This is a genomic window from Reyranella sp. GW821-FHT12G01 (assembly GCF_058806575.1).
This window is the reverse complement of sequence record NZ_JBXAPV010000001.1, coordinates 167,600-190,468: the sequence shown is the minus strand read 5'-3', so window position 1 is coordinate 190,468 and position 22,869 is coordinate 167,600. Positions and strand designations below refer to the sequence as shown.

Sequence of the window (22,869 nt, the reverse complement as noted above, 5' to 3'; positions counted from 1 at the left end):
TCTTTCAGGTTGAGGCGAAGAGGGTGAGGGTGTCGGAGGGAACGGCGAGACGCACCGTCTTTCCCTCGGCGAGTTCCGCAACGTGCGGTGCATCGGCCATCGCGAGCGCGGCGATCGGGCCGAGCGCTCCGTCGAGCACGACTTTCAGGGTGGGGCCGACGCGATGCAGCGCCGAGATGCGCGCCTCCATCGTGAGCGCGCCGTCCGTCGCCGCGCCAAGGCGCACCGATTCGGGACGAAACGCGAGCTGGCCGGTCCGGGCGGCGACCGGATTGCCAACGACCGACGAACGCGGCACGGCGACCTGCCGGTCGGCGATGGTCACGGTGACCGATGCTGCGTCGGCGGACGCGATGCGGACGTCCAGCATGTTGATGTCACCCACGAAGCGCGCCACGAACGGCGAGGCGGGGCGGCGATAGATCTCGCCCGGCGTGCCGACCTGCTGCACATGGCCGCCGTTCATCACGACGATCGTGTCCGACAGCATGGTCGCTTCTTCCTGGTCGTGCGTGACGAACACGAAGGTGGTGGCGAGCTGGCGCTGGATCGACTTCAGCTCGACCTGGAGCTGGCGGCGCAATTGAAGGTCGAGCGCGCTCAACGGTTCGTCGAGCAGCAGGATGGCGGGTTCGAGAGCCAGCGACCGGGCCAGCGCCACGCGCTGCTTCTGGCCGCCGGAGAGCTGGCCGATGCGGCGGCGCTCGAAGCCCGCCAGGCCGACGAGACCGAGGAAGCGCGAGACCTTGCCGGCAATGTCGCCGGCCGGGGCGCCACGCACTTTCAGCCCGTAGGCCACGTTCTCGAACACGTCGAGATGGGGGAACAGCGCCAGGTTCTGGAACACCATGCCGAGCGGCCGCTTGCGCGGCGGCACGCCCTGCATGGGCGCGCCGTCGATCGCGATGGTGCCGCGACTCGGTTCGAGGAAGCCCGCGATCATGCGCAGCAACGTCGTCTTGCCGCAGCCCGAGGGGCCGAGCAGCGTGACGAAGCTGCCGCCGTCGATCGTGAGATCGACCCGGTCGAGCACCGTCGTGGGGCCGAACTCCTTGCCGACCCCCGCGACCTGGATCGTGCCTCGGCTCACTGCTTGACGCCGGAGAGCAGCTTCTCGGCGAAGTTCACGCGCTCCTCGTTGTGCTCGACCACGATGCGCCAGTCGGGCGAATAGAGCGACTTCACGATCTCGTCGTAGGGCTGGCCCAGCGTCTTCTGCAGCTCCTCGGGCAGCTTGACCTTGGAGTTCATCGGCAGCCAGCCGTCGAGCAGGGCTGCGCGCAGCTGCGGCTCGGCGCCGGCGATATAGTTCATCCAGACCAGCGATTTGTCCTGGTTCTTGGCGCCCTTGGGGATCACCACCACGTAGGGCAGCATCAGCGCGCCTTCCTTGGGGATCACGATGCCGACATTGTTGGCGCCCTGGCGACGCAGCGCCCAGACGCGCGAGGCGTAGAACGGCACGGCCGCCACCTCGCCGCGCGTCAGCAGCGTGTTCATGTGGGCGAGCGAGGTGTAGGTCGCCAGCACGTTCGGCACGATCTTCTCGAGCAGCTTGAAGCCCGGCTCGATGTTCTTCTCGCTGCCGCCCATCGCCTTGGCCATGATCACCGCGTCGTAGGGCGCGAGATAGACCGGCCGCGTCAGCGACAGCTTGCCCTTCCACTTCGGATCGGCGAGGCCCTGCCACGAGGCGAAGTCCTCGGCCTTGGCGAGGTCGGTGTTGTAGGCGATGCCGTAATAGGTGAAGTAGACCGGCAGGCCGACATGGCGGCCGGCCTTGTCCTTGGTCAGGAACTTCGGATCGACGTCGGCGATGCCGGTGAGCTGCTTGTCGTCGAAGCTCTCGATGAGCCCCGCATTGGAAAGCGCGATCGCCTCGAAATAGGTCACCAGCGCCAGGCTGTACTGGCTGGCCGCCGCCGGGGAGCGCAGCGCGCCCGCGGGGTTCGGCACCTCGACCATCTTGATGGTCGAGCCGTTGCCCGGCGTGAACTGTTTGATGAAGGCCTCGCGCCAGGTGTTGGCGCCGCCGCCGCCCCACACCGCCATGGTGAGTTCCTGGGCGGACGCGCCGCTTGCCGCCGTACAGGCGATGAGCGCGCCGCAGATCAGCGCCTTCAATCGGTTCATCATCTCTGGCCCCCGCCGTTATCTCGTTGCAACAACGTTAGGCGCATCCCGCAGTGAGGGAGAAATTCATTCGTCCCTTCAGGTCATTCCAGAAGGTTATGGGCTTGGTTGTTGCTCCCCGGGAAACGCACTTCTACAGTCGGGCGGGGATTTTGAAGGGGATACCGCCATGGACATCAAGCGCCTGCATCGCCGCCACGCTCTTTCGCTGCTGGGAGGCGCCGCGGCCGTCGGCGCGACCGGGTCCGCCTTCGCCCAGGCCGAACCTGCCAAGCCCGCCCAGCTCGTAGTCAATCATTCCGGCGGGTCGATGGGCTCGGCCATGCGCAAGGCCTTCTTCACCGGCTTCGAGAAGAAGTACGGCATCAAGGTCGTCGAGACGAGCCCGGTCGATTTCGGCAAGCTCCGCGCCATGGTCGATTCCGGCAACGTCGAATGGGACATCACGGAGATCGGCGGCCAGGACGCGATCCGCGCCAGCAAGGCCAACCTGCTGGAGAAGATCGACCCCAAGGTCGTCGATCGCTCCAAGTATCCCGCCACGGCGCAGAACCCCTACGTCTTCGCCTCGTCGGTCTACACGACGATCATCGGTTACCGGAACGACGTGTTCAAGAACGGCAGCCAGCCCAAGAGCTGGGCCGACTGGTGGGACGTGAAGAAGTTCCCGGGCGCGCGCTCGATGCGCAACCATCCGACCGACAACCTCGAATTCGCGCTGATCGCCGACGGCGTGCCCAAGGACAAGGTCTATCCGATCGACTTCGACCGCGCCTTCAAGAAGCTCGACCAGATCAAGCCGCACATCACCGTCTGGTGGTCGACCGGCCAGCAGCCCGCCCAGCTCCTGCTCGACAAGGAAGTCGTGCTGGCGACCGGCTGGAACGGCCGCTTCTACGACATCATCAAGAAGGGCGCGCCCGTCGCCATCGAATGGAACGAGGGCGCCCTGAAGCAGGGCAGCTTCGCGATCCCGCGCGGCGCCAAGAGCCCGTACTGGGCCAACAAGATGCTGGCCGAGATGGCGGTGCCGCAGCAGCAGGCGATCTATGCCTCGGAGCTGGGCTATCCCGGCCTCAACCTCGAATCGCTGAACTTCGTCGATCCCAAGGTGAAGCCCTTCCTGCCGACCGCCTATCTCGACCAGCAGTTCTGGATCAGCGACGAATGGTATGCCGAGAACGGTACCAAGGCCGCCGAACTGTGGAACGCCTGGATGCTGAAGAAGGCGTAACATCCGTTGAGTGCGAGCGGGGGATCAGCTGACCTTCACATCGAAGGTGTCGGCAAGCGTTACGGTGACGTGGTCGCGCTGGACCACGTCTCCCTGAAAGTGGCCCAGGGCGAGCTGTTGACCATCCTGGGCCCCAGCGGCTCGGGCAAAACGACCTTGCTGAAGGTCATCGCCGGGTTCGAGACGCCGGCCGGCGGGACCGTCAAAGTCGGTGGCGTCGAGATCACCTCGCTGCCGCCGGCCAAGCGCGACATCGGCATGGTGTTCCAGAACTACGCGCTGTTCCCGCATCTCAGCGTCGCGGCCAACGTCGCTTTTCCGCTGGAGATGCGCAACGTCGCCAAGCCCGAGATCGAGACCCGCGTCGCCGAGGCCCTGGCGATGGTCGAACTCAAGGGCTACGAGGCGCGCCTGCCGCGCCAGCTCTCCGGTGGCCAGCAGCAGCGCGTCGCCTTGGCCCGCGCCATCGTGTTCAACCCGCGGCTCCTGCTGCTCGACGAGCCGTTCGGCGCGCTCGACCGCAAGCTGCGCGAGACCATGCAGCTCGAAGTGCGCCGCCTGCAGCGCCGGCTTGGCCTCACGACGATCTTCATCACCCACGACCAGGAGGAGGCGCTGGTCCTCTCCGACCGGATCGCGGTGATGAACAAGGGCACGATCCAGCAGATCGCCACGACGACGGAGATCTACGAGCGCCCGGCCAACGATTTCGTCGCCGACTTCGTGGGCGAGAGCAATATCTTCCACGGCACGATGACCGCTCCGGGCACGGTCACGCTCGACGGTGGTCGCACCCTTCAGGTGCGCAGCGACAAGCCGGTGGGTGCGAAGGTCGGCGTGCTGATGCGCCCCGAACGCTTCGCACCGTCCGGTGCCAATGCCTTCACGGGCGAAGTGATCGAATCGGTCTATCTCGGCACCTCGTTCAAGCTGCGCATCGCCTGCGACGGCGGCCTCGAACTGCTGGTGCGCCAGCCGGCACGAGGCGCGCTGCCGGCAGCGGGCGCCAAAGTGACGGTCGGCATCGACCCCGAGTCGATCCATGTCTTTTAGTCAGACGGACCGCGGGCCTCCTGGCCCGCCTCATGAGCGGGCCGGGAGGCCCGCGGTCCAATGAAGGCGCGGGGCTTCCTGCCCGCGCTGCCGGCGCTGATCCTGCTCTTCGTGTTCTTCCTGTTCCCGGTCGTGCGCATGCTGGGTTTCAGCCTCGAGGGCGGGACGCTCGACTGGTACGCCAAGGCGCTGGGCGAGCAGCTCTATCTCCGCGTCTTCTGGAACACGTTCGAGATCGCGCTGCTGGTCACCTTCTTCTGCCTGTTGCTGGGCTATCCGTTGGCCTTCCTGATGGCCACGACGACGCCCTTCTGGGCGACCATGGGCTTCATCTTCGTCCTGCTGCCGCTCTGGACCTCGGTGCTGGTGCGCACCTATGCCTGGATGGTGCTGCTGGGCCGCAACGGCGTGTTCAACCGCATGCTGATCGAGGGCGGCGTCATCACCGATCCGATCCCATTGCTGCACAATTTCACCGGTGTGCTGATCGGTATGGTGCATGTGCTGCTGCCCTACATGGTGCTGCCGATCTACGGCGCCGTCCGCAAGGTCGATCCCGCCATTCCCGCCGCGGCGGCCGGCCTCGGCGCGTCGAGCTTCGCGATCTTCCGGCGCATCTACCTGCCGCTCACCCTGAACGGCATCTTTGCCGGCTCGGTGCTGGTGTTCGTGCTGTCGCTGGGCTTCTTCATCACCCCGGCGCTGCTGGGCGGCGGCCGCGTCATGATGATCGCGGTGCTGATCGAGCAGCAGGTGCGCGAGGCGTTGAACTGGCCGTTTGCGGCCGCACTCTCGGCCGTGCTGCTGGTCTTCACCTTCGCCGTCTATACGTTCGCGCAACGCTTCACGCGCACCGAGACGGAGGCTGCGCGATGAGCCCCCGTCCAGGTCGTCGTCTTCTCGTGATCTCTTGCGGCGTCATCTACTTCTTCCTGATGTTGCCGCTGCTGGTCGTCTTCCCGATCTCGCTGTCATCGGCGCCTTACATGCAGTTCCCGCCGCCCGGCCTCTCCTGGCAGTGGTACGAGCGCTATCTCGACGATCCGCAATGGATCGACGCCACCTGGCGCTCGCTCTACATCGGCGGCGCGACCGCCGTGTTCGCCCTGGTGCTGGGCGTGCCGCTCGCCTTCGCGCTGGTGCGCGGCAGGTTCTTCGGCCGCGTGCTGATCGATCGGTTGGCGCTGGCGCCGGTCATCGTGCCGACCATCATCCTGTCGGTGGCGGTCTACGGCCTCTTCGCCAAGCTGAAGCTTATAGGCACCTGGTACGGGCTCACGATCGCGCACACGGTGCTGGCGCTGCCCTTCGTGGTGCTGGTGATCGTGGCCGGCCTGCGCGACTTCGACCGCTCGCTGGAACAGGCCGCCGAAGGGCTGGGCGCCAGCCGCTGGCGCACGCTCATGCGGGTCACCTTGCCGTTGCTGCGGCCCAGCCTCGTTTCGGCCGGGCTGCTCGCCTTCATCTCCTCGTTCGACGAGGTGGTCGTGGCGCTGTTCCTGGCCGGCGCCAACATGACCCTGCCGAAGAAGATGTTCGACAACATCCTGATGGAGATCGACCCGACCATCGCCGCCGTCTCGGTGATGCAGATCCTGCTGGTGTCGATCGTGCTGGTCCTGATCGGCCGCTTCGGCCGGGGCCTCAAGGATAGTGCGCGTTAGGAGAGTTTCATGGCCGACAGCGTCTTCCACAAGGATTTCAAGGCGACGCCGTGGTGGTGGGAATGGTGGCATCCCTCCAACGAGCTGAGCCAGGACCCGCCGCTCAAGACCGACGTGCTGGTGGTCGGCGCGGGCTATGGCGGTCTCTCGACCGGCCTTGAACTCGCGCGCTCGGGCATCGACGTGACCGTGCTGGAGCGCGGCGATTTCGGCGTCGGCGCCTCGACGCGCAACGGCGGCGGCGTCAGCGGCGGAACGACCATGGGCAAGGGTTTCTCCGGCAAGGGCGTCGGCGGCGATCCCGAGGCCTGGAAGAAGGTGATGGCGCGCATGCTGAGCGACGCCGCCGATTCGCTGGCGCAGGTCGAAACGGTGATCCAGCGCGAGGGCATCGAATGCTACTGGCGCATGAACGGCCGCTTCAGCGGCGCCTACACGCCGCGCCACTTCGCCGAACAGCAGGCCAAGGTCGCGACCTACAACGAGAAGGCGGCACTCGGCACCTACATGATCCCGCGCGAGCGCCAGCGCGAGGAGATCGCTTCGGACTACTACTATGGCGGCATGGTCGTGGAGCGCACCGGCCAACTCCATCCCGCGCTCTACTATGGCGGCCTGCTGAAGGCGGCCCATCGCGCCGGTGCGAAGCTCTGCGCCAACTGCGATGCCGAGAAGATCGAGCGCAAGGCGGGCGGCGGGTTCCGCGTGCTGACCAGCAAGGGTCCGATCGAGGCCCGCGAGGTGGTGATCGCCACCAACGGCTACACGACCGAGCTGACGCCGACCCTGCGGCGCAAGCTGGTGCCGGTCGCCAGCCACATCATCGCGACCGAGGAGCTGCCCGAGGATCTGGTGCAGAGCCTGATCCCGAAGAACCGCGTCGTGTCGGATACCAAGCGGGTGCTCTGCTACTACCGCCAGTCACCCGACAACAAGCGCGTGATCTTCGGCGGCCGTGCGCGCTTCACGCAGGTGACGCCCGAGGTCAGCGCGCCGGTGCTGCACGGCTACATGCTGGAGCGCTGGCCGCAGCTCAAGGGCGTGAAGATCACCCATGCCTGGACCGGCAACGTCGCCTTCGCCTTCGACTTCCTGCCGCACATGGGCATGGAGCAAGGCATGCATTACCTGATGGCCTGCAACGGCTCGGGCGTCGCGATGATGTCCTATCTCGGCTACCAGACCGCCCGGAAGATCGCCGGCGGCTCGAACGCGCCGATCAATGCGTTCGACGGCCAGGAGTTTCCGACTGTGCCGTTCTACAACGGCAACCCCGAATGGGTGCTGCCCTTCGTCGGCGCCTGGTATCGCACCCGCGACTGGTGGGATCGGGTAAGGGCTTAGACTTTAATCCGTCGTCCCGAGCGAAGTGCCGAAGGCACGCAGTCGAGGGACCTCTTTTCCGGCGCACCGTCTGTCGAGGCGAAAAGAGGTCCCTCGACCACGCTGCGCTCCGATCGGGACGACGGGTATCGTTACTTCATCGTGATCGGCGAGAAGTCCTGGAACCAGTTCTGGGCCTGCACGAAGCCCGTCACCTTGGGCGACATGGCGCGCGGGGCGACGTCATGCGTCACGAACAGGAAGAGCGCGTCGTCGACGATCTTCTCGTGGACCTTCTGCAGCGCCAGCTCCTGCTCCTTCGGATCGAAGGTGGTGCGCGCCTTCTCCAGCAGCACGTCCATGCCGGGGTCCTGGTAGAAGCCCCAGTTGGTGCCGTTGGGCGCCACCAGCTTGGAATCGAGATGGCGGATGAAGGCCGTGAACGGGTCCTGGATGAAGTAGCTGTAGTTCATCGCGCTGGCGCCCTTGGCGAGGTCGGACTTCGCGCCAGCCCGCCACAGGTTGATCAGCGTGTTCCACTCCGTGACCTCGAACTCGATCTTGATGCCGACGTCGGCGAGGTTCTGCTGGATGTATTCGTTCATCGCCAGCGGCTGCATCTGGCCCGAGCCCGAGCTCGAGATCAGCACCTTGGCGACGACCGGCTTGGCCTTGCTGAAGCCCGCCTCGGCCAGCAGCTTCACGGCCGCTTCCGGATCGTACTTCACGTCGAAGCTGGGCTTGCCGAACCACTGGCTGCCCGGCGTGACGAAGCCCTTGGCCGGGATCATCTGGCCCTTCAGCAGGACCTTCAGCCCCTCACGATCGACCGCGAGGTTGGCCGCCTTGCGCACGCGCACGTCCTTCCACGGCGAGCCGTCGACCATGCTGAGGTGCCAGGTCCAGTTGTGCGGATAGGCGTTGCTCACGATCTTGAAGCCGGCCTTCTCGAGGCTCGGGATGGCGTCAGGCGACGGCGCCTCGATCCAGTCGACCTGGCCGGCGCGCAGCGCGGCGGTGCGGGTCGCGGTCTCCGGCGTCGGCAGCAGCACCATCTTGTCGAGCTTCGGGATGCGCGCCTTGTCCCAGTAGTCCTTGTTGGGCGTGAGTTCGGCGCGGGTCTGCGGCTGGAAGGCCGTCAGCTTCCACGGGCCGGTGCCCGACGGCGTCTGCGCGAACTTGTTCCAGTCCTTGCCGAGCTTCTCCCACTGCGCCGGGCTCGACATCATCACCCAGGACATCTGGAAGGGCAGGAAGGCGTCGGGAGTCTTGGTCCTGATCTCGACGGTCTTGTCGTCGAGCGCCTTGTAGGAAGCGACGGCGGGAATGCGCGAGCGGCCCTGCGCCGACTGCTTCGGGTCGAACTGCGGGGACTTGTCGTTCAGCAGCTTCTCGATGTTCCAGATCACCGCGTCGGCGGTGAAGTCGCTGCCGTCGTGAAACTTCACGCCGTCGCGCAGCTTGAAGATCCAGCGCGTCGGATCGGCCTTGTCGACCTCCCACGAGGTGGCGAGACCCGGCACCAGCGACGACGCCTTGTCGGCCGAGGACAGGTCCCAGTTGATCAGCGCGTCGTAGACCGTGTAGCCCATGAAGCGCATGCCTTCGCCGCCCTGGTCGGTCTGGCCGGTGGTGAGCGGAATGTCGGAGGCCGTCATGCCGATGCGCAGGGTGCCCTGTGCCAGCACCGGCGCGGCTGAAAAGGCCGCCAGCGCGGCCACGGCGCCCAGCAGCGCCTTCTTCTGGATGATCATCACGACGGTTCCTGTCCTTCTTGCGAGGTCGTTGCGCGACCACGAAGGCGAGAACCGTGCCAAAGAAAGGTTCACTGGCGCTGACATGCGCTCCGTTCGAAAATGAACGTGACGTTTCGTTTAGAATCATTCTAAAGTGAACGAGACAAGTCGAAACACGAGGGATGGACGATGACGACCGAAAGCAAGTGCCCGTTCTCTGGCGGCGCCCCGCGCGCCAAGCCCAACAGCGGCTGGTGGCCCAACCAGCTCGACCTGTCGGTGCTGCACCAGCACTCCGCGCTTTCCAATCCCCTGGGCGAGGCGTTCGACTACGCCAAGGAATTCAAGAGCCTCGACCTCGACGCGGTGATCAAGGACCTGCGTGCCCTGATGACCGATTCGCAGGATTGGTGGCCGGCCGATTTCGGCCATTATGGCCCGTTCTTCATCCGCATGGCCTGGCACAGCGCCGGCACCTATCGCGTCGGTGACGGCCGTGGCGGCGCCGGCGGTGGCCAGCAGCGCTTCGCGCCGCTGAATTCGTGGCCCGACAACGTCAACCTCGACAAGGCGCGCCGCCTGCTGTGGCCGATCAAGCAGAAGTACGGCCAGAAGATCTCCTGGGCCGACCTGCTGATCCTCACCGGCAACGTCGCGCTGGACTCGATGGGCTTCAAGACCTTCGGCTTCGGCGGCGGCCGCGCCGACACCTGGGAGCCCGAGGAGGACATCTACTGGGGGCCCGAGGGCAAGTGGCTGGCCGACGAGCGTTATAGCGGCGACCGTCAGCTCCAGGGCTCGCTGGGTGCCGTGCAGATGGGCCTGATCTACGTCAATCCCGAGGGTCCCAACGGCAATCCCGACCCGCTGAAGGCGGCGCGCGACATCCGCGAGACCTTCGAGCGCATGGCGATGGACGACGAGGAGACGGTCGCGCTGATCGCCGGCGGCCATACGTTCGGCAAGACGCACGGTGCGGGCGATGCGGCGCTGGTTGGTCCGGAGCCGGAAGCCGCGCCGATCGAGCAGCAGGGCTTCGGCTGGAAGAGCAGCTTCCGGTCGGGCAAGGGCGGCGACCAGATCGGCAGCGGTCTCGAAGTCACCTGGACCACGACGCCGACCAAGTGGAGCAACAACTTCTTCGAGAACCTGTTCGGCCATGAATGGGAGCTGACCAAGAGCCCGGCCGGCGCCCATCAGTGGGTCGCCAAGGACGGCAAGGAAACCGTGCCCGATCCGGCCGATCCGTCGAAGCGCCGCGTGCCGACGATGCTGACGACCGATCTCTCGCTGCGCTTCGATCCGGCCTACGAGAAGATCTCGCGCCGATTCTTCGAGCATCCCGACCAGTTCGCCGACGCCTTCGCCCGCGCCTGGTTCAAGCTCACGCACCGCGACATGGGCCCGATCGCCCGCTATCTCGGCCCGCTCGTGCCGAAGGAACACCTGATCTGGCAGGACCCGATCCCCGCGGCCGACCAGCCGCCGATCGGCGAGGCCGAGATCGAGAGCCTCAAGGCGAAGATCCTGGCCTCGGGCCTCACCGTGTCGCAGCTCGTGTCGACGGCCTGGGCTTCGGCCGCGACCTTCCGTGGTGCCGACAAGCGCGGCGGTGCCAACGGCGCGCGCATTCGCCTCGCGCCGCAGAAGGACTGGGCCGTCAATCAGCCGGCCGAGCTGGCCGCGGTCCTGCAGAAGCTCGAAGCGATCCAGAAGGAGTTCATCGCCTCAGGCAAGAAGGTGTCGCTCGCCGACCTGATCGTGCTGGGCGGTGCCGCCGCGATCGAGAAGGCGGCCAAGGCCGGCGGCCACGATGTGAAGGTGCCCTTCACGCCGGGCCGCATGGACGCGACGCAGGAGCAGACTGACGTCCATTCCTTCGAGCCGCTGGAGCCGACCGCCGACGGTTTCCGCAACTTCGTCGGCACCAAGACGGAGCAGTCGGTCGAAGCGCGCTTGGTCGATCACGCCCAGCGCCTCACCCTGACGGCGCCGGAGATGACGGCGCTGGTCGGCGGCCTGCGCGTGCTGGGCGCCAACACGGCGAAGTCCAGGCACGGCGTCTTCACCGCGAAGACGGAGACGCTCGGCAACGACTTCTTCGTCAACCTGCTCGACATGGCGACCGAGTGGAAGCCGGCCGCCGAGGAGGGAATCTACGAAGGCCGCGACCGCAAGTCGGGCGCCGTGAAGTGGACCGCCACCCGCGTCGACCTGATCTTCGGCTCGCACAGCCAGCTCCGCGCGCTGGCCGAGGTCTACGCCCAGTCCGACTCGAAGGCGAAGTTCGTGAAGGACTTCGTCGCCGCCTGGACCAAGGTCATGAACCTCGACCGCTTCGACGTGCACGCCTGAGCCGCGTCGCCTGAAAACGGAAAGCCCGCCCGGTGAGAGCCGCGGCGGGCTTTTCAATTCCGTCGTTAAACTCCGCTCGGGACGACGGTTACTCCAGCTTGATGTTCGCCGCGCGGATGACGGCGGTGTAGCGCTCGGCATCCTCGGCCAGCACGCGGCTGAAATCCGCCGAGGACGTCGCCACGACGATCAGGCCGAAGTCGGTCAGCCGTTGCACGATCTCCGGCCGGCGTACGGCGGCGCGATAGGCTTCCTCCAGCTTCGCCTTGATCGGCGCCGGCGTGTCGGCGCGGATCGCGATGCCGAAATCGTTGCTGGCGCGGACGTTCGGGTAGCCGACCTCGGCAAACGTCGGAATGTCGGGGAACTCCGGCATCCGCTCGGTGTAGCTCAGCGCCAGGCCGCGCAATTGCCCCGAGGCGATGTACTGCCGGCAATCCGCCACGCCCAGCACCGACATCTGGAGCCGGTTCTCCAAGAGGTCCGCGACGATCGCCGGCGTGGCGCGATAGGGGACGTGCGCCAGGTCGACGCCGGCCGCCATCTTGAACAGCTCGCCGCCCAGATGCACCGACGTGCCGATGCCCGAGCTGCCGTACGACCATTTGCCCGGCTGCTTCTTCGCCGCCGCCACGAACTCCGCCATCGTCTTGATGCCGAGCTGCGCCGGCACCGCCAGCAGGGTCGGGCCGACGGTGAGCCGCGACAGCGGCGTGAAGGCTTCCATCTTGAACGGCAGGTTGGGCATCAGCAGCGCGATGATGGAATAGCTGCTGCCGGTGAACATCAGCGTGTAGCCGTCGGCCGGCGCGGAAGCGACGGCGGCCATCGTCACCGTGCCGGTGGCGCCCGGCCGGTTCTCGACGACGACCTGTTGCCCCAGCGTTTCCGACACGATCGGCGCCAACAGGCGCGACAGCACGTCCATCGAGCCGCCGGCGCCGAACGGCATGATCACCTTGATCGGCTTGCTGGGCCAGGCATCCTGGGCGTTCGCACTGCCGAGCGGAAGGGACGTCGCCGCGATTCCGCCGGCCGTGGCGGCCAGCAGGGTTCGCCTCGTCACTCGATGGGTCATCGCGCGTCCTCTCAGGACAGGTGGATCGGAATGCGATAGAAGCGGATGGCGTTTTTCGCGAAGAACTTCGCCAGCGTCTCCGGCGTCTCCTTCACAAGCGCGTCGCGCATCACCGCGACGATGCCGCCGAAATTCGTGCTGAGGCTCGCGACGGGAAGATTGCTCGCGAAGATGATGCGGTCCGGCCCGAAGATCGACGCCGCCTCGCGCACCACGCGGACGTTGCTCGGCACGTCCCACTTGCCGTGCGGCAGGCCGAGCTCGGAGATCTTGATCATCACGTTCGGGCAGTCGGCCAGCGCCGCCAGTCCTTTGCGCCAGATCGCGAGCCCTTCCTCGGAGCGGTCGAGCGGCAGGCCGGTATGGTTGACCACCATTGGAATGCCCGGAAAGGCGCGCGCGACCTCGGCGCCCTCCTCGAGGTGCCAGTAGGGGATGCGCATGTCCCACGACATGCCGTGCTTCTCCAGCAGCGCGAAGTTCCGCCGCCAGTGATCGTCCTGCATCGTGCCCGGCGCGCCAGCGACCGAGGCCTTCGGCCCCGGCGAGGTCGTCGGCCGCGAGCGGATGCCGCGCATCAGCGGCGACTTCGCATGGCCCTCAAGAATCTCCGCGCAATCCGGCTGGATGAACGAGACATGGCCCACAACGACGGAGGGCAGGCCGAACTGCCGGTTCATCGTCCCCAGCCATTCGGTCTCGGCGACCTGCTCGTCCATCGCGCGCGCCGCCTGGATGTGCACGCTGCCGACGACGTTGAAACCCTTCAGCGCCGCGACATAGTCCGACGGCATGTAATCGCGGCAGATCGCGCGATAGTCGCCGAGGAAGAAGTTGTTGTCGTACTGGTCCTGCTTGGTCGGATAGTGCCCGGCCTTCAAGTCCCACAGATGATGATGCGCATCGACGATCGGCGTCGCGAACTCACCCGCCGCCGATAGGGTCTTGAGAAGATCCATCGTTTCCGCCCGACATTCTTTGTTGCGTCAATGGAAGCGGGCGGGGTGGGTTGATGTCAACAGAGGTAGAGCCGGTGGCAAGGTCGATTGTCGCCGAACAGTTGCCGCGGCTTAATGGTTATTGCAATCTACGGGAGATAATTATTAGAAACACAGTCGGATCGATTGAGAGGGGGGCTGCATGCCATCTTTCGGATTTCCGCAGTCTCAATGGGATGCAGCAAAGCAGGAAGTTCTGGAAATTCTTCAGAAGAGAGCGCGTCGAGAGCAGACAATCTCATATTCGGATCTCGCAGCGCAGATCTCTTCAATCAGGTTCGAAGCGGATGAGCATGTTTTTCATGAGCTGTTAGGGCAATTGTCAGAGGATGAGAATGATGCCGGGCGAGGACTGATTTCGGTCTTGGTTGTCTATAAGTCAGACCCTATGCCTGGGCCGGGATTCTTTAAACTCGCGACGCGGCTTGGACGAACCGAACACGACAAACACGCGCTTTGGATCAATGAATTCAAGAGAGTCGTCGCAGCCAACGCTAGGTAAATGTGTACTTATCCTACGTCGATGGTTCGATGTTCGGCGGCAACTTCTGTGGCGAGCGTGCGAAATTGTTAGCCGACATGAGTGCTCGCTTATTAACTTCCGGCATTACTACCCTTCTGCGCCAAGGCAGCATTGCGGGTGGCCCTGACCCTTTAACGCGCTTACCCCGATAGCCGCGTCGCCTGACTCACCGCCAACTGCCACCCGTCCTGCGCCGTCACGTAAACGCACACCCACCTGAAATCGTAGGTCTTCTGTTCCTTGACGTTCAGGATCGGGCTCTTGCCGGTGACGATCACGGTCGGGCCGGTGAAGACGCGGAAGCTGAGGTCGGTCGTGGGGGCGGCCTCGATCAAGGGTTCGCCGGCCATGGCGGCGACCAGGCGGGCGTCCTTGTTGTCGAGTTTTCCGGAGCCGTGCGTGTGGGTGAAGCTGTCGGCGTAGAGCGGACGCATCGCGGCGAAGTCTTTTGCGAGCACGGCCTTGGCGAGTTTCGCGCGGAAGTCGGTCACTTCCGCGATGAACTGCTTCGCCTCAGCCGGGTCGGGTTGGCGCGGCGGATGGGCGAGGGCGGCTTGCGGCGCCAGGGCGAGGAGCGGGAGCGCTCCGATCAGGGTGCGTCTACGCATTCCTCGAAGATACGCCGGCTTCGGCGAAGGTCGCCATGCCGTTGTGGCAGGCGGCGGCGGCTTTCAGCAGCGGCACAGCGAGTGCCGCGCCCGAGGCTTCGCCCAGGCGCATGTCGAGGTCGAGCAGCGGCCGCATCTTGAGCGCGTCGAGCAGGCGCGCATGGCCGGGCTCGGCCGAGCGGTGTGCCACGAGGCAATGGTCGAGCGCGCGGCGGTCGACGGCGTGCAGCACCGCGGCGGCGGCGGTGCAAGCATAGCCGTCGAGCAGCACCGGGATGCGGCCCATGCGGGCGGCGACGATGGCGCCGGTCAGGGCCGCGAATTCCTCGCCGCCGACCGTGGCCAAAAGCTCCAGCGGATCGCGCCGCGCGACCGCTTCCTTGTGATGGAGCAGCGCCTCGTCGATCACCGCGATCTTGTGCGCGAGCGCGCGGCCGCTGACGCCGGTGCCCGGACCGGCCCAGTCGGCGCCGCTGCCGCCATAGAGCGCGGCGCAAAGCGTGGCGGCGGCGGTGGTGTTGGCGATGCCCATTTCGCCCAGGCACAGAACGTCGAGGCCGGGCTCGGCCGCCATCATGCCGTAGGCCATGGCGTTGGCCGCGCGCGTCTCGTCCATCGCCGGGCCTTGCGTGAAGTCGGCGGTGGGATGGTCTAGGTCGAGTTCGTAGATGCGCAGGTCGGCGTCGATGGCGGCGGCGAGCTGGTTGATGGCGGCGCCGCCATTGGTGAAGTTCTTCACCATCTGCTGCGTCACTTCCGGCGGAAAGGCCGAGACGCCGCGCGCCGCCACGCCATGGGTGCCGACGAACACCACGATGCGCGGCCGTTCCACCTTCGGCTGGGCGCGGCCCTGCCAGCAGGCCAGCCATTCGGCGATCTCCTCCAGTCGGCCGAGCGCGCCCTGCGGCTTGGTCAGCTCGGCCTGGCGGCGGACCACCTCGGTCTGGGCGGTGAGATCGGGTCCCGGCAGTTCGCGCAGGATCCGGCGCATTTCATCGAAGGAGGCAGCCGACATTGTTTGTCCGGGGGCATTCAGGAAGGGGGCGGACCATCCTATATTCGCGGGACCATGACCAGTCCCCACGAACCCTCCTCTTCCTCCTCTGGAGGCGGCGGCGCCCAGCGCCCCGCGTCGTTCGACGAATGGCTGCAGGCCTTCAAGGAGCAGATGACGTTCTTCACCGGGCTGAAGCTCGATGTCGGCCTGCCGCGCTGGCAGCTGGCCGAGGTGCTGCCGGTGCTGCCCTTCGTCGGCGCGGCGATCGGGCTGGGCGCCGGGCTGGTCTTCGCGATCGTGCGCGGCATCGCGGGGCCGGGTTGGCTGGCGGCGGTGCTGGCGGTCGGCGCCGCGGTGATCCTGACGCGCGCCCTGCATGAAGACGGTCTGGCCGACACCGCCGATGGGCTCGGCCCGCACGCGCTGGAGCCGGCCCGGCGGCTGGAAATCATGCGCGACAGCCGCAACGGCACGTTCGGCGTGCTGGCGCTGGCGCTCACTGTCCTGATCAAGGTCGCGTGCCTGGCGCAGTTCGGCAGCGCCACCGGGCTTGTCGTCCTCATCTCGGCGCACGCGCTGTCGCGCGCCGTGCTGGCCTATCCGCTGCTCGCCTTCTCGCCGGTCCATGGCGACGGGCTGGGGGCGCAGGCGGGGGCCGGCAAGCCGACCGACAACGACGTCTGGCTCACCATCGCCATTGGTGCGGGGCTCGCCTTCCTGCTGCTGCTGGGCAAGGGCCTGTTCGTGGCGCTGCTGGCGCCGCTCGCCGCCATGGGTTCGGCCTGGTTCGCCACGCACTGGATCGCCAAGCGGCTCGGCGGCTACACCGGCGATACTCTCGGTGCAGTCCAGCAGAAGGCCGAGATCGTCTTCCTCGTGGTGGCGGCGCTCTTCATCGGCCGCTAAGAAGGCCACCGCTTAAAGGATCATCGGAGGAAGAGCATGGCGACGGGCGCCAAGATCACGGGTGCGGTCACGCGGTGGTGGTGGGTGCGGCATGCCGTGGTCCCCAATCCGGAGCGCCGCTGCTACGGCCAGTCCGACATGGATTGCGACGTGAGCAACGAGGAGCTGTTCCGGCACCAGGCGAAGCTGCTGCCCAAGGGCGCGGTCTGGTATTCCTCCAACCTGCTGCGCGCGCGCAAGACCGCCGAGCATCTCGCCAAGGCCGGCGCCGAGATGGGCAAGCTCCATATCGATTCCGATCTCGCCGAGCAGCATTTCGGCAAGTGGCAGGGTCTCACCTATGTCGAGATCGCCGAGAACCATGCCGACAATCATCTGTTCTGGCTGGGACCGCCGGAGTTCCGGCCCGAGGGCGGCGAGAGCTTCGTCGACCTGCGCGATCGCACGGTGCGCAGCATCGACCGGCTGACCGCCGAGCATAAGGGCCGCGACATCGTGGCGACGGCGCATGGCGGCACCATCCGCGCGGCGCTGGCCCATGCCTTCAACCTGCATCCCGAGGCCGCGGTGCGCTTCGAGATCGACAATGTCTCGATCACCCTGATCGAGCATTTCGAGCAGGCCAATCCCGAGCATGCCTGGCGCGTGTCGTTCGTGAACTACATGCCGCGGGCGCTCGCCTTCGCCAAGGGCGGGCCTGCGTGACCTCCGGTCCGAAGAGCGCCACCGAACTGGCAGCAGATCAGGCGGCGTTCTGGAACGGGCCGGGCGGACAGGGATGGCTCGATGCCTATGCGCGCATCGAGCGGTCGCTGGTGGAGATCGGCCCGCGCGTGCTCGCTCTTGCCGACGCGCGACCCGGTGAGAAGGTCATCGATGTCGGATGCGGCACCGGCGGCACGACGGCGGCGCTGGCGAAGTCCGTCGGGCCTGCGGGCCATGTGCTCGGTGTCGATGTCTCGCGGCCCCTGATCGCGGTCGCACGGGCGCAAGGGCTCACGAATGCGGACTTCGCCGTCGGCGACGCAACGGTGCATCCGTTCGAGCCGGCGTCGTGCGATCTCGTCTTCTCGCGCTTCGGCGTGATGTTCTTCGGCGATCCCGTGGCCGCTTTCGCCAACCTGCGGCGGGCACTGAAGCCGTCGGGCCGGCTCGCCTTCGTCTGCTGGCGGACGCCGCAGGAGAATCCCTGGGGCCTCGTGCCGGTGAAGGCCGCAGCACCGTTCCTGCCGCCGCTGCCGCGGCCCGGCCCGGAAGATCCCGGCCAGTATTCCTTCGGCGATCGCGCGCGGGTCGAGCGCATCCTTTTAGAAGCGGGCTTCGGCACGCTGGCGATCGAGCCGCTCGACCTGCCGATCTGGATCGGCAAGGACGTGGCCGAGGTGGTGGAGAATAGCGGCCGCTTCGGCGCGCTCGCGCGGGCCTTTGCCGAAGCGGGCCCCGAGGCTGCCGCGAAGGCAAAGGCCGCGATCGGCGAGGCGGTCACGCCGCATGCGACGCCCGACGGCGTGCGCCTGCCCGGCGCCTGCTGGCTGGTGAGCGGACGCCCCGTCTGATGGAGCACATCTCGACCTTTCCGCTGCCGGCCGTGACCCTCGTCCTGGGCGGCGCGCGGTCGGGCAAGAGCACCCATGCCGAACGGCTGGTCACCGGCTCCCTGCACGGCGCGCCGCCGCGGCCGGCGGTCTATATTGCGACCGCCGAGGCGGGCGACGTCGAGATGGCGACCCGCATCATGGCGCATCGCGCCCGGCGCGGCGTCGGCTGGACCACCATCGAGGAGCCGCTGAAGCTGAGCGACGCGCTGGAGACGGCGAAGCAGCACGCCCAGCCGGTGCTGGTCGACTGCCTGACGCTCTGGCTCTCGAACCTCATCCACGCCGGCGCCGACGTCGACGAGGCGACCGACGATCTGGTGCAGTCACTGGATGATCACAACCAGCCGGTGGTCCTCGTCAGCAACGAACTGGGCCTCGGCGTTGTGCCGGAAACGCCGCTCGGCCGATCGTTCCGGGACGCGATGGGCCGGCTGAATATGCGCATCGCGGCGCGCGCGGACCGGGTGCTGTTCATGGCCGCCGGGCTGCCGCTGGTGATGAAGGACCGGCCGGCGCTGTCGCGCTGAGCGCCGCAATTCGGCCCGGAAACACGGCCGCAAACGTGTTATGATTCAGCTCTTGTGACCATTCAGGCGCTCCCTCGGCGTCGGTCGCCAGCCAACGGAGCATAAAATGAAGCTCGATCGCCGAACCGTCCTTTCGGGGACTGCGGCCGCGTTCGCCGCGCCGTTTCTCACGTCCATGCCCGCGCGCGCCGACGCCAAGCGCCAGTCCCTGGTCGATTCCTGCCTCGCGACCGCCCGCAAGATCCTGGGCGGTCCGGACTTTCCCGATGCCGCCAAGGTCATGACCACGGCACGCGGCGTCATGATCATTCCCGAGCTGGTGCAGGGCGGCTTCATCTTCGGCGCCGCCGGCGGCCGTGGCGTCCTGATGGGCCGCAACTCGCCCAACAACTGGAGCTACCCGGCCTTCTACGGCATGGGCTCCGGCAGCGTCGGCCTGCAGGTCGGCGGCAAGGTCTCCGAGATCGTGTTCATCATCCGGACCGAGAAGGGCCTGCAGGCGGTCATCGACCACAAGTTCAAGTTCGGCGCGGAAGCGGGCGTGACCATGGTCGCGGTCGGCATCGGCCTCGAAGGCGCCTCGACGGCGGCCGGCGGCGCCGACATCGTGGCCTTCGCCAACTCGCAGGGCCTGTTCGCGGGCGCCTCGCTCGAAGGCTCCTACATCGACGCCGACAACGACTGGAACGCGCTCTACTACGGCAGCGGCGCGACCGCGAAGGGCGTCGTGCTGGACCGCCGCTACACCAACCCGGGTGCGGAGCCGCTCAGGCAGTATCTGTCGAAGTGGTAGGACGCGGGCGAACCGCGGCCTCCATAAAAAAATCCCGTCGTCCTGAGCGGAGCGCCCCCTCGAGTGCCTCGGGGCAGGCTCCGGCGCGTAGTCGAAGGACCTCTTTTCGCTTCCACGCGCCGTGCGTCGGAAAAGAGGTCCTTCGACTGCGCCGCCCTTTGGGCGGCTTCGCTCAGGACGACGGGTCTTTTATTTAAGCGACCTTCAAACCCGCAGCGATCGAGAGCTTCGCCTTCGTCTTCGCCTTGACCTCGTCGACGGTGACGCCGTCGGCGAGTTCGATCAGGGTCACGCCGCCGTTGCCCTTCTTGTCGACGGAGAAGACGCCGAGTTCGGAAATCACCATGTCGACCACGCGGCGGCCGGTCAGCGGCAGGCTGCATTCGGCCAGCAGCTTCGAGGCACCGTCCTTGGAGACATGCTCCATGGTGACGATCACGCGCTTCACGCCGGCGACCAGGTCCATGGCGCCGCCCATGCCCTTCACCATCTTGCCGGGGATCATCCAATTGGCGAGGTCGCCGTTCTCCGCCACTTCCATGGCACCCAGGATGGAGAGGTCGATGTGGCCGCCGCGGATCATCGCGAAGCTGTCGGCCGAGCTGAAGTAGGACGTGCCCTTGACCTCGGTCACGGTCTGCTTGCCGGCGTTGATGATGTCGGCGTCGACTTCGTTGTCGTAAGGGAAGGGGCCGACGCCCAGCATGCCGTTCTCGCTCTGCAGCGTGATGTCGACATTCTCCGGCACGTAGTTCGACACGAGGGTCGGGATGCCGATGCCGAGGTTCACGTAGAAGCCGTCTTCCAGTTCCTTGGCGGCGCGTGCCGCCATCTGATCGCGGGTCCAGGCCATCGTTCTCTCCTCAAGCCTTGCGGATTGTGCGCTGTTCGATCTGCTTGTCGTAGGGCGCACCGCAGAAGATGCGCTTCACGAAGACCGCCGGCGTATGGATGTGATCGGGATCGAGCGCGCCGACCGGCACGAGTTCCTCGACCTCGGCGACGCAGATCTTGGCCGCGGTCGCCATCATCGGGTTGAAGTTGCGCGCGGCCTTGCGGAAGACCAGGTTGCCCGACGTGTCGCCCTTCCAGGCCTTCACCAGCGCGATGTCGCCGAACAGGCCGCGCTCCATCACATATTCCTCGCCGTCGAAGACCTTGGTCTCCTTGCCCTCGGCGACCAGCGTGCCGACGCCGGTCTTCGTATAGAAGGCCGGGATGCCCGCGCCGCCGGCGCGGACGCGCTCGGCCAGGGTGCCCTGCGGGTTGAATTCCAGCTCGAGCTTGCCCTCGAGGTAGAGCTTGGCGAAGGTCTTGTTCTCGCCGACGTAGGAGCTGATCATCTTCCGGACCTGTCCGGTCTCGAGCAGCAGGCCGAGGCCTGCGCCGTCGATGCCGGCATTGTTGGAGATGCAGGTCAGGCCCTTCACGCCGGAGTCGCGCACCGCGCCGATCAGCCGCTCGGGAATGCCGACCAGGCCGAAGCCGCCGCACATCAGCATCAGATCGTCGCGCAGCAGGCCCTCGAGCGCCGACTTCGCATCCTTGTAGACCTTGTTTGCCATCGCCTGGTTCTGTCCTCGCCGAGTTCGCAGGCATTTGGAGCGGCCGGCGCTTGCCTGTCAATCAATCGCGAATCGTGCGCTTTCCGGCGACGAATTCGCCCATCAACCGATGCCCATCGTCGCTCACCGCGAGGTCCATGAACAGCGTCCGTTCGTTGGCGAGCCCTTGTGACAAGGGTGTTTCAGTGGCCGAGCGGACCAGCCGCTTGATGTGCGCCACCGCCCGCGGCGGCTGTGCGGCGAGGCGTGACGCCAACGTCATCGCATGGTCGAGCACCGGCCCGTCGACCGCCGCGTGGACCATGCCCAGCGACGCCGCCTCGTCAGGCGATACCGTGCGGCCGGTCAGCGACAGTTCGAGGGCGCGGGCTTCGCCCACCAGGCGCACCAGCCGCTGCGTGCCGCCGGCGCCGGCCAGGATGCCGATGTTGATCTCGGGCTGGCCCAGCCAATAGGGGCCGCGCTCGGCGAGGCGGATGTCACAGGCCATGCAGAACTCGAAGCCGCCGCCCATGGCCGTGCCGTTGATCGCGGCGATCACCGGCTTGGGCGCTGCTTCGAGGCGGGTGAGGATCTTGTGATAGGCACCCTCGGGCGAGGGCCGGTCGAGCGAGAAAGTGGTCCCTTTGGCGCGCAGGCGCTCGGAGAGGCCCAGCAGTTCCGAGACGTCATAGTGCTCGATGAACACGCCCTTCAACGCGCCGGTGAAGACCAGCACGCGCACCGTCTCGTCGGCCAGCAGGCTTTCGACGGCGGCATCGAGCTCGCCCATCATCGCGGCGTTCATGTAGCCCTTGGGCGGATTGTTGAATCGGACGACAGCGACGGCTTGGCGCCGTTCGATTTCGATCAGGGACATGCGTTCAATTCTTCCTGTCCAGGATCACGATGGCAATTCCCGCGATCACCAGCGCGGTGCCGAAGGCGAGGGGCCAGGTGATCGGTTCGCCCACCAGAACGACCGAACTCGCGATGCCGAGCAGCGGCACGCCCAGCATGCCGAGCGAACCCGTGACCGGCGGCAAAGCGCGCGCGACCGAGACGGCGGCCCAGGTCGCGGTCGGCCCGGCCAGCACGCCGAGATAGAGCAGGGCGATCCAAAGCGACGGCTTGCCGAAGTCGAGATGGCCCGCCGGTTCGAGCGTGACGGCGAGCAGCCAGAGCAGCACCGAGGCCACGCCCATCTGCCACGGCAGCACGTCGAGCGGCGACATGCGCCAGGAATGGCGGCGCGCATGCAGGATGGCGAGCGCCCAGGTGAAGCCCGCGGCCAGAAGCCAGGCATGACCCAGCATCACGGTGCGGTCGTGCCAGTCGAAGCGCAGCGGCTCGATCAGCACGACGATGCCGGCGACACCGAGCGCAGCGCCGAGGAAGCCACGGCGGCCGACCTTCTCGCCGACCATCCACGAGAGCGGAACCATCCAGAGCATGGTCGTGTAGGCCAGCACGGAAGAGCGTCCCGGCGGCACGATCTGCACGCCGAGATTGGCGAAGGCGAAGAAGCATGTCAGCTGCAGCGCGCCGACCGAGAGGATGATCGGCCAGTCGGCGCGGCTGGGCCACGCCAGCCGCTTCAGCGCGCCGACGAGGAGGAACGCCGTCGTCGCCGACAAAGTGGCGCGCGCCGCCGCCATCCAGATCGGCGTGCTGGCGCCCAGGCCGATCCGGATGACCGGCCAGGCAAGGCCGAACAGCACGACGACGGCGCCAAGCTGCAGCCACGCCACGCGCGATGCCCGCGCGTCGCTCATCGATGTTTCCTCCTGTGGTGCGCG

The 22,869-nt window shown here is 66.7% G+C and carries 23 protein-coding genes; 12 read left to right on the top strand and 11 right to left on the bottom strand.

Going from position 1 to position 22,869, the window contains the following annotated elements:
- Positions 1–4: 4 nt before the first annotated feature.
- Together AC1RP5_RS00930 and AC1RP5_RS00925 are read right to left on the bottom strand one after the other, a co-directional pair.
- The gene (locus tag AC1RP5_RS00930; protein WP_493108683.1) at positions 5–1,090 is read right to left on the bottom strand and encodes an ABC transporter ATP-binding protein; all 1,086 of its coding nucleotides are present in this window, start codon (positions 1,088–1,090) and stop codon (positions 5–7) included.
- The gene (locus AC1RP5_RS00925; protein WP_493108682.1) at positions 1,087–2,136 is read right to left on the bottom strand and encodes an ABC transporter substrate-binding protein; all 1,050 of its coding nucleotides are present in this window, start codon (positions 2,134–2,136) and stop codon (positions 1,087–1,089) included. Before AC1RP5_RS00925 ends, AC1RP5_RS00930 begins: the two co-directional genes overlap by 4 nt.
- Before the next feature lie 166 nt (positions 2,137–2,302).
- On the opposite strand from AC1RP5_RS00925, the gene AC1RP5_RS00920 reads away from it, so the two are divergent.
- The 5 genes from AC1RP5_RS00920 to AC1RP5_RS00900 all read left to right on the top strand — a co-directional run bounded on the left by AC1RP5_RS00920 (position 2,303) and on the right by AC1RP5_RS00900 (position 7,428).
- A complete protein-coding gene (locus AC1RP5_RS00920; protein ID WP_493108681.1) occupies positions 2,303–3,367 on the top strand; it encodes an ABC transporter substrate-binding protein in 1,065 nt (354 codons plus the stop codon).
- Positions 3,368–3,436: 69 nt separating this feature from the next.
- Positions 3,437–4,420, top strand: a complete 984-nt coding sequence (locus AC1RP5_RS00915) for an ABC transporter ATP-binding protein (RefSeq protein WP_493108680.1) — start codon at positions 3,437–3,439, stop codon at positions 4,418–4,420.
- 60 nt (positions 4,421–4,480) lie between these two features.
- Complete coding sequence (locus tag AC1RP5_RS00910) at positions 4,481–5,296, top strand: ABC transporter permease (RefSeq protein ID WP_493108679.1); 816 nt, start codon at positions 4,481–4,483, stop codon at positions 5,294–5,296.
- Positions 5,293–6,084, top strand: a complete 792-nt coding sequence (locus AC1RP5_RS00905) for an ABC transporter permease (RefSeq protein WP_493108678.1) — start codon at positions 5,293–5,295, stop codon at positions 6,082–6,084. Before AC1RP5_RS00910 ends, AC1RP5_RS00905 begins: the two co-directional genes overlap by 4 nt.
- 9 nt (positions 6,085–6,093) lie before the next feature.
- On the top strand, positions 6,094–7,428 hold the full coding sequence (locus AC1RP5_RS00900; RefSeq protein ID WP_493108677.1) for an NAD(P)/FAD-dependent oxidoreductase: 1,335 nt from the start codon (positions 6,094–6,096) through the stop codon (positions 7,426–7,428).
- Positions 7,429–7,559: 131 nt separating this feature from the next.
- On the opposite strand, the gene AC1RP5_RS00895 is transcribed toward AC1RP5_RS00900, so the two are convergent.
- The gene (locus tag AC1RP5_RS00895; RefSeq protein WP_493108676.1) at positions 7,560–9,161 is read right to left on the bottom strand and encodes an ABC transporter substrate-binding protein; all 1,602 of its coding nucleotides are present in this window, start codon (positions 9,159–9,161) and stop codon (positions 7,560–7,562) included.
- Between the two features lie 171 nt (positions 9,162–9,332).
- On the opposite strand from AC1RP5_RS00895, the gene katG reads away from it, so the two are divergent.
- Positions 9,333–11,498, top strand: a complete 2,166-nt coding sequence (gene katG / locus AC1RP5_RS00890) for a catalase/peroxidase HPI (RefSeq protein WP_493108675.1) — start codon at positions 9,333–9,335, stop codon at positions 11,496–11,498.
- An 88-nt stretch (positions 11,499–11,586) separates the two neighbouring features.
- Here the strand turns inward: katG and AC1RP5_RS00885 are convergent, their stop codons facing one another.
- Together AC1RP5_RS00885 and AC1RP5_RS00880 are read right to left on the bottom strand one after the other, a co-directional pair.
- Entirely contained in the window at positions 11,587–12,576 is a 990-nt protein-coding gene (locus tag AC1RP5_RS00885; protein ID WP_493108674.1) for a Bug family tripartite tricarboxylate transporter substrate binding protein, read from the bottom strand.
- A gap of 11 nt (positions 12,577–12,587) precedes the next feature.
- The gene (locus AC1RP5_RS00880; RefSeq protein ID WP_493108673.1) at positions 12,588–13,535 is read right to left on the bottom strand and encodes an amidohydrolase family protein; all 948 of its coding nucleotides are present in this window, start codon (positions 13,533–13,535) and stop codon (positions 12,588–12,590) included.
- 181 nt (positions 13,536–13,716) lie between these two features.
- On the opposite strand from AC1RP5_RS00880, the gene AC1RP5_RS00875 reads away from it, so the two are divergent.
- Positions 13,717–14,076, top strand: a complete 360-nt coding sequence (locus tag AC1RP5_RS00875) for a hypothetical protein (RefSeq protein ID WP_493108672.1) — start codon at positions 13,717–13,719, stop codon at positions 14,074–14,076.
- Between the two features lie 161 nt (positions 14,077–14,237).
- Here the strand turns inward: AC1RP5_RS00875 and AC1RP5_RS00870 are convergent, their stop codons facing one another.
- Together AC1RP5_RS00870 and cobT are read right to left on the bottom strand one after the other, a co-directional pair.
- Positions 14,238–14,705, bottom strand: coding sequence for a nuclear transport factor 2 family protein (locus tag AC1RP5_RS00870; protein WP_493108671.1), 468 nt, complete (start codon positions 14,703–14,705; stop codon positions 14,238–14,240).
- A complete protein-coding gene (gene cobT / locus AC1RP5_RS00865) occupies positions 14,698–15,720 on the bottom strand; it encodes a nicotinate-nucleotide--dimethylbenzimidazole phosphoribosyltransferase (protein ID WP_493108670.1) in 1,023 nt (340 codons plus the stop codon). Before cobT ends, AC1RP5_RS00870 begins: the two co-directional genes overlap by 8 nt.
- A gap of 54 nt (positions 15,721–15,774) precedes the next feature.
- Here cobT and cobS point away from each other — a divergent pair, with 54 nt between their 5' ends.
- The 5 genes from cobS (at position 15,775) to AC1RP5_RS00840 (ending at position 19,526) form a co-directional block, all read left to right on the top strand.
- Positions 15,775–16,608 carry an adenosylcobinamide-GDP ribazoletransferase gene (gene cobS / locus AC1RP5_RS00860; RefSeq protein ID WP_493108669.1) on the top strand — a complete coding sequence of 278 codons (834 nt, stop codon included), beginning with the start codon at positions 15,775–15,777 and terminating at the stop codon, positions 16,606–16,608.
- Positions 16,609–16,644: 36 nt separating this feature from the next.
- Entirely contained in the window at positions 16,645–17,313 is a 669-nt protein-coding gene (locus AC1RP5_RS00855; protein WP_493108668.1) for a histidine phosphatase family protein, read from the top strand.
- The gene (locus AC1RP5_RS00850; RefSeq protein ID WP_493108667.1) at positions 17,310–18,164 is read left to right on the top strand and encodes a class I SAM-dependent methyltransferase; all 855 of its coding nucleotides are present in this window, start codon (positions 17,310–17,312) and stop codon (positions 18,162–18,164) included. The genes AC1RP5_RS00855 and AC1RP5_RS00850 overlap by 4 nt, the downstream gene beginning before the upstream one ends.
- Positions 18,164–18,733, top strand: a complete 570-nt coding sequence (gene cobU, locus AC1RP5_RS00845) for a bifunctional adenosylcobinamide kinase/adenosylcobinamide-phosphate guanylyltransferase (RefSeq protein ID WP_493108666.1) — start codon at positions 18,164–18,166, stop codon at positions 18,731–18,733. The genes AC1RP5_RS00850 and cobU overlap by 1 nt, the downstream gene beginning before the upstream one ends.
- 106 nt (positions 18,734–18,839) lie before the next feature.
- The gene (locus AC1RP5_RS00840; RefSeq protein WP_493108665.1) at positions 18,840–19,526 is read left to right on the top strand and encodes a lipid-binding SYLF domain-containing protein; all 687 of its coding nucleotides are present in this window, start codon (positions 18,840–18,842) and stop codon (positions 19,524–19,526) included.
- A 193-nt stretch (positions 19,527–19,719) separates the two neighbouring features.
- Here the strand turns inward: AC1RP5_RS00840 and AC1RP5_RS00835 are convergent, their stop codons facing one another.
- The 4 genes from AC1RP5_RS00835 to AC1RP5_RS00820 form a co-directional block, all read right to left on the bottom strand.
- Positions 19,720–20,379 carry a CoA transferase subunit B gene (locus AC1RP5_RS00835; protein ID WP_493108664.1) on the bottom strand — a complete coding sequence of 220 codons (660 nt, stop codon included), beginning with the start codon at positions 20,377–20,379 and terminating at the stop codon, positions 19,720–19,722.
- Between the two features lie 10 nt (positions 20,380–20,389).
- Positions 20,390–21,091: a CoA transferase subunit A gene (locus AC1RP5_RS00830; protein ID WP_493108663.1), complete on the bottom strand. Its 702-nt coding sequence runs from the start codon at positions 21,089–21,091 to the stop codon at positions 20,390–20,392.
- 61 nt (positions 21,092–21,152) lie between these two features.
- Positions 21,153–21,950 carry an enoyl-CoA hydratase/isomerase family protein gene (locus tag AC1RP5_RS00825; protein WP_493108662.1) on the bottom strand — a complete coding sequence of 266 codons (798 nt, stop codon included), beginning with the start codon at positions 21,948–21,950 and terminating at the stop codon, positions 21,153–21,155.
- Between the two features lie 4 nt (positions 21,951–21,954).
- Positions 21,955–22,845, bottom strand: a complete 891-nt coding sequence (locus AC1RP5_RS00820; RefSeq protein ID WP_493108661.1) for a DMT family transporter — start codon at positions 22,843–22,845, stop codon at positions 21,955–21,957.
- Between the last annotated feature and the right edge of the window lie 24 nt (positions 22,846–22,869).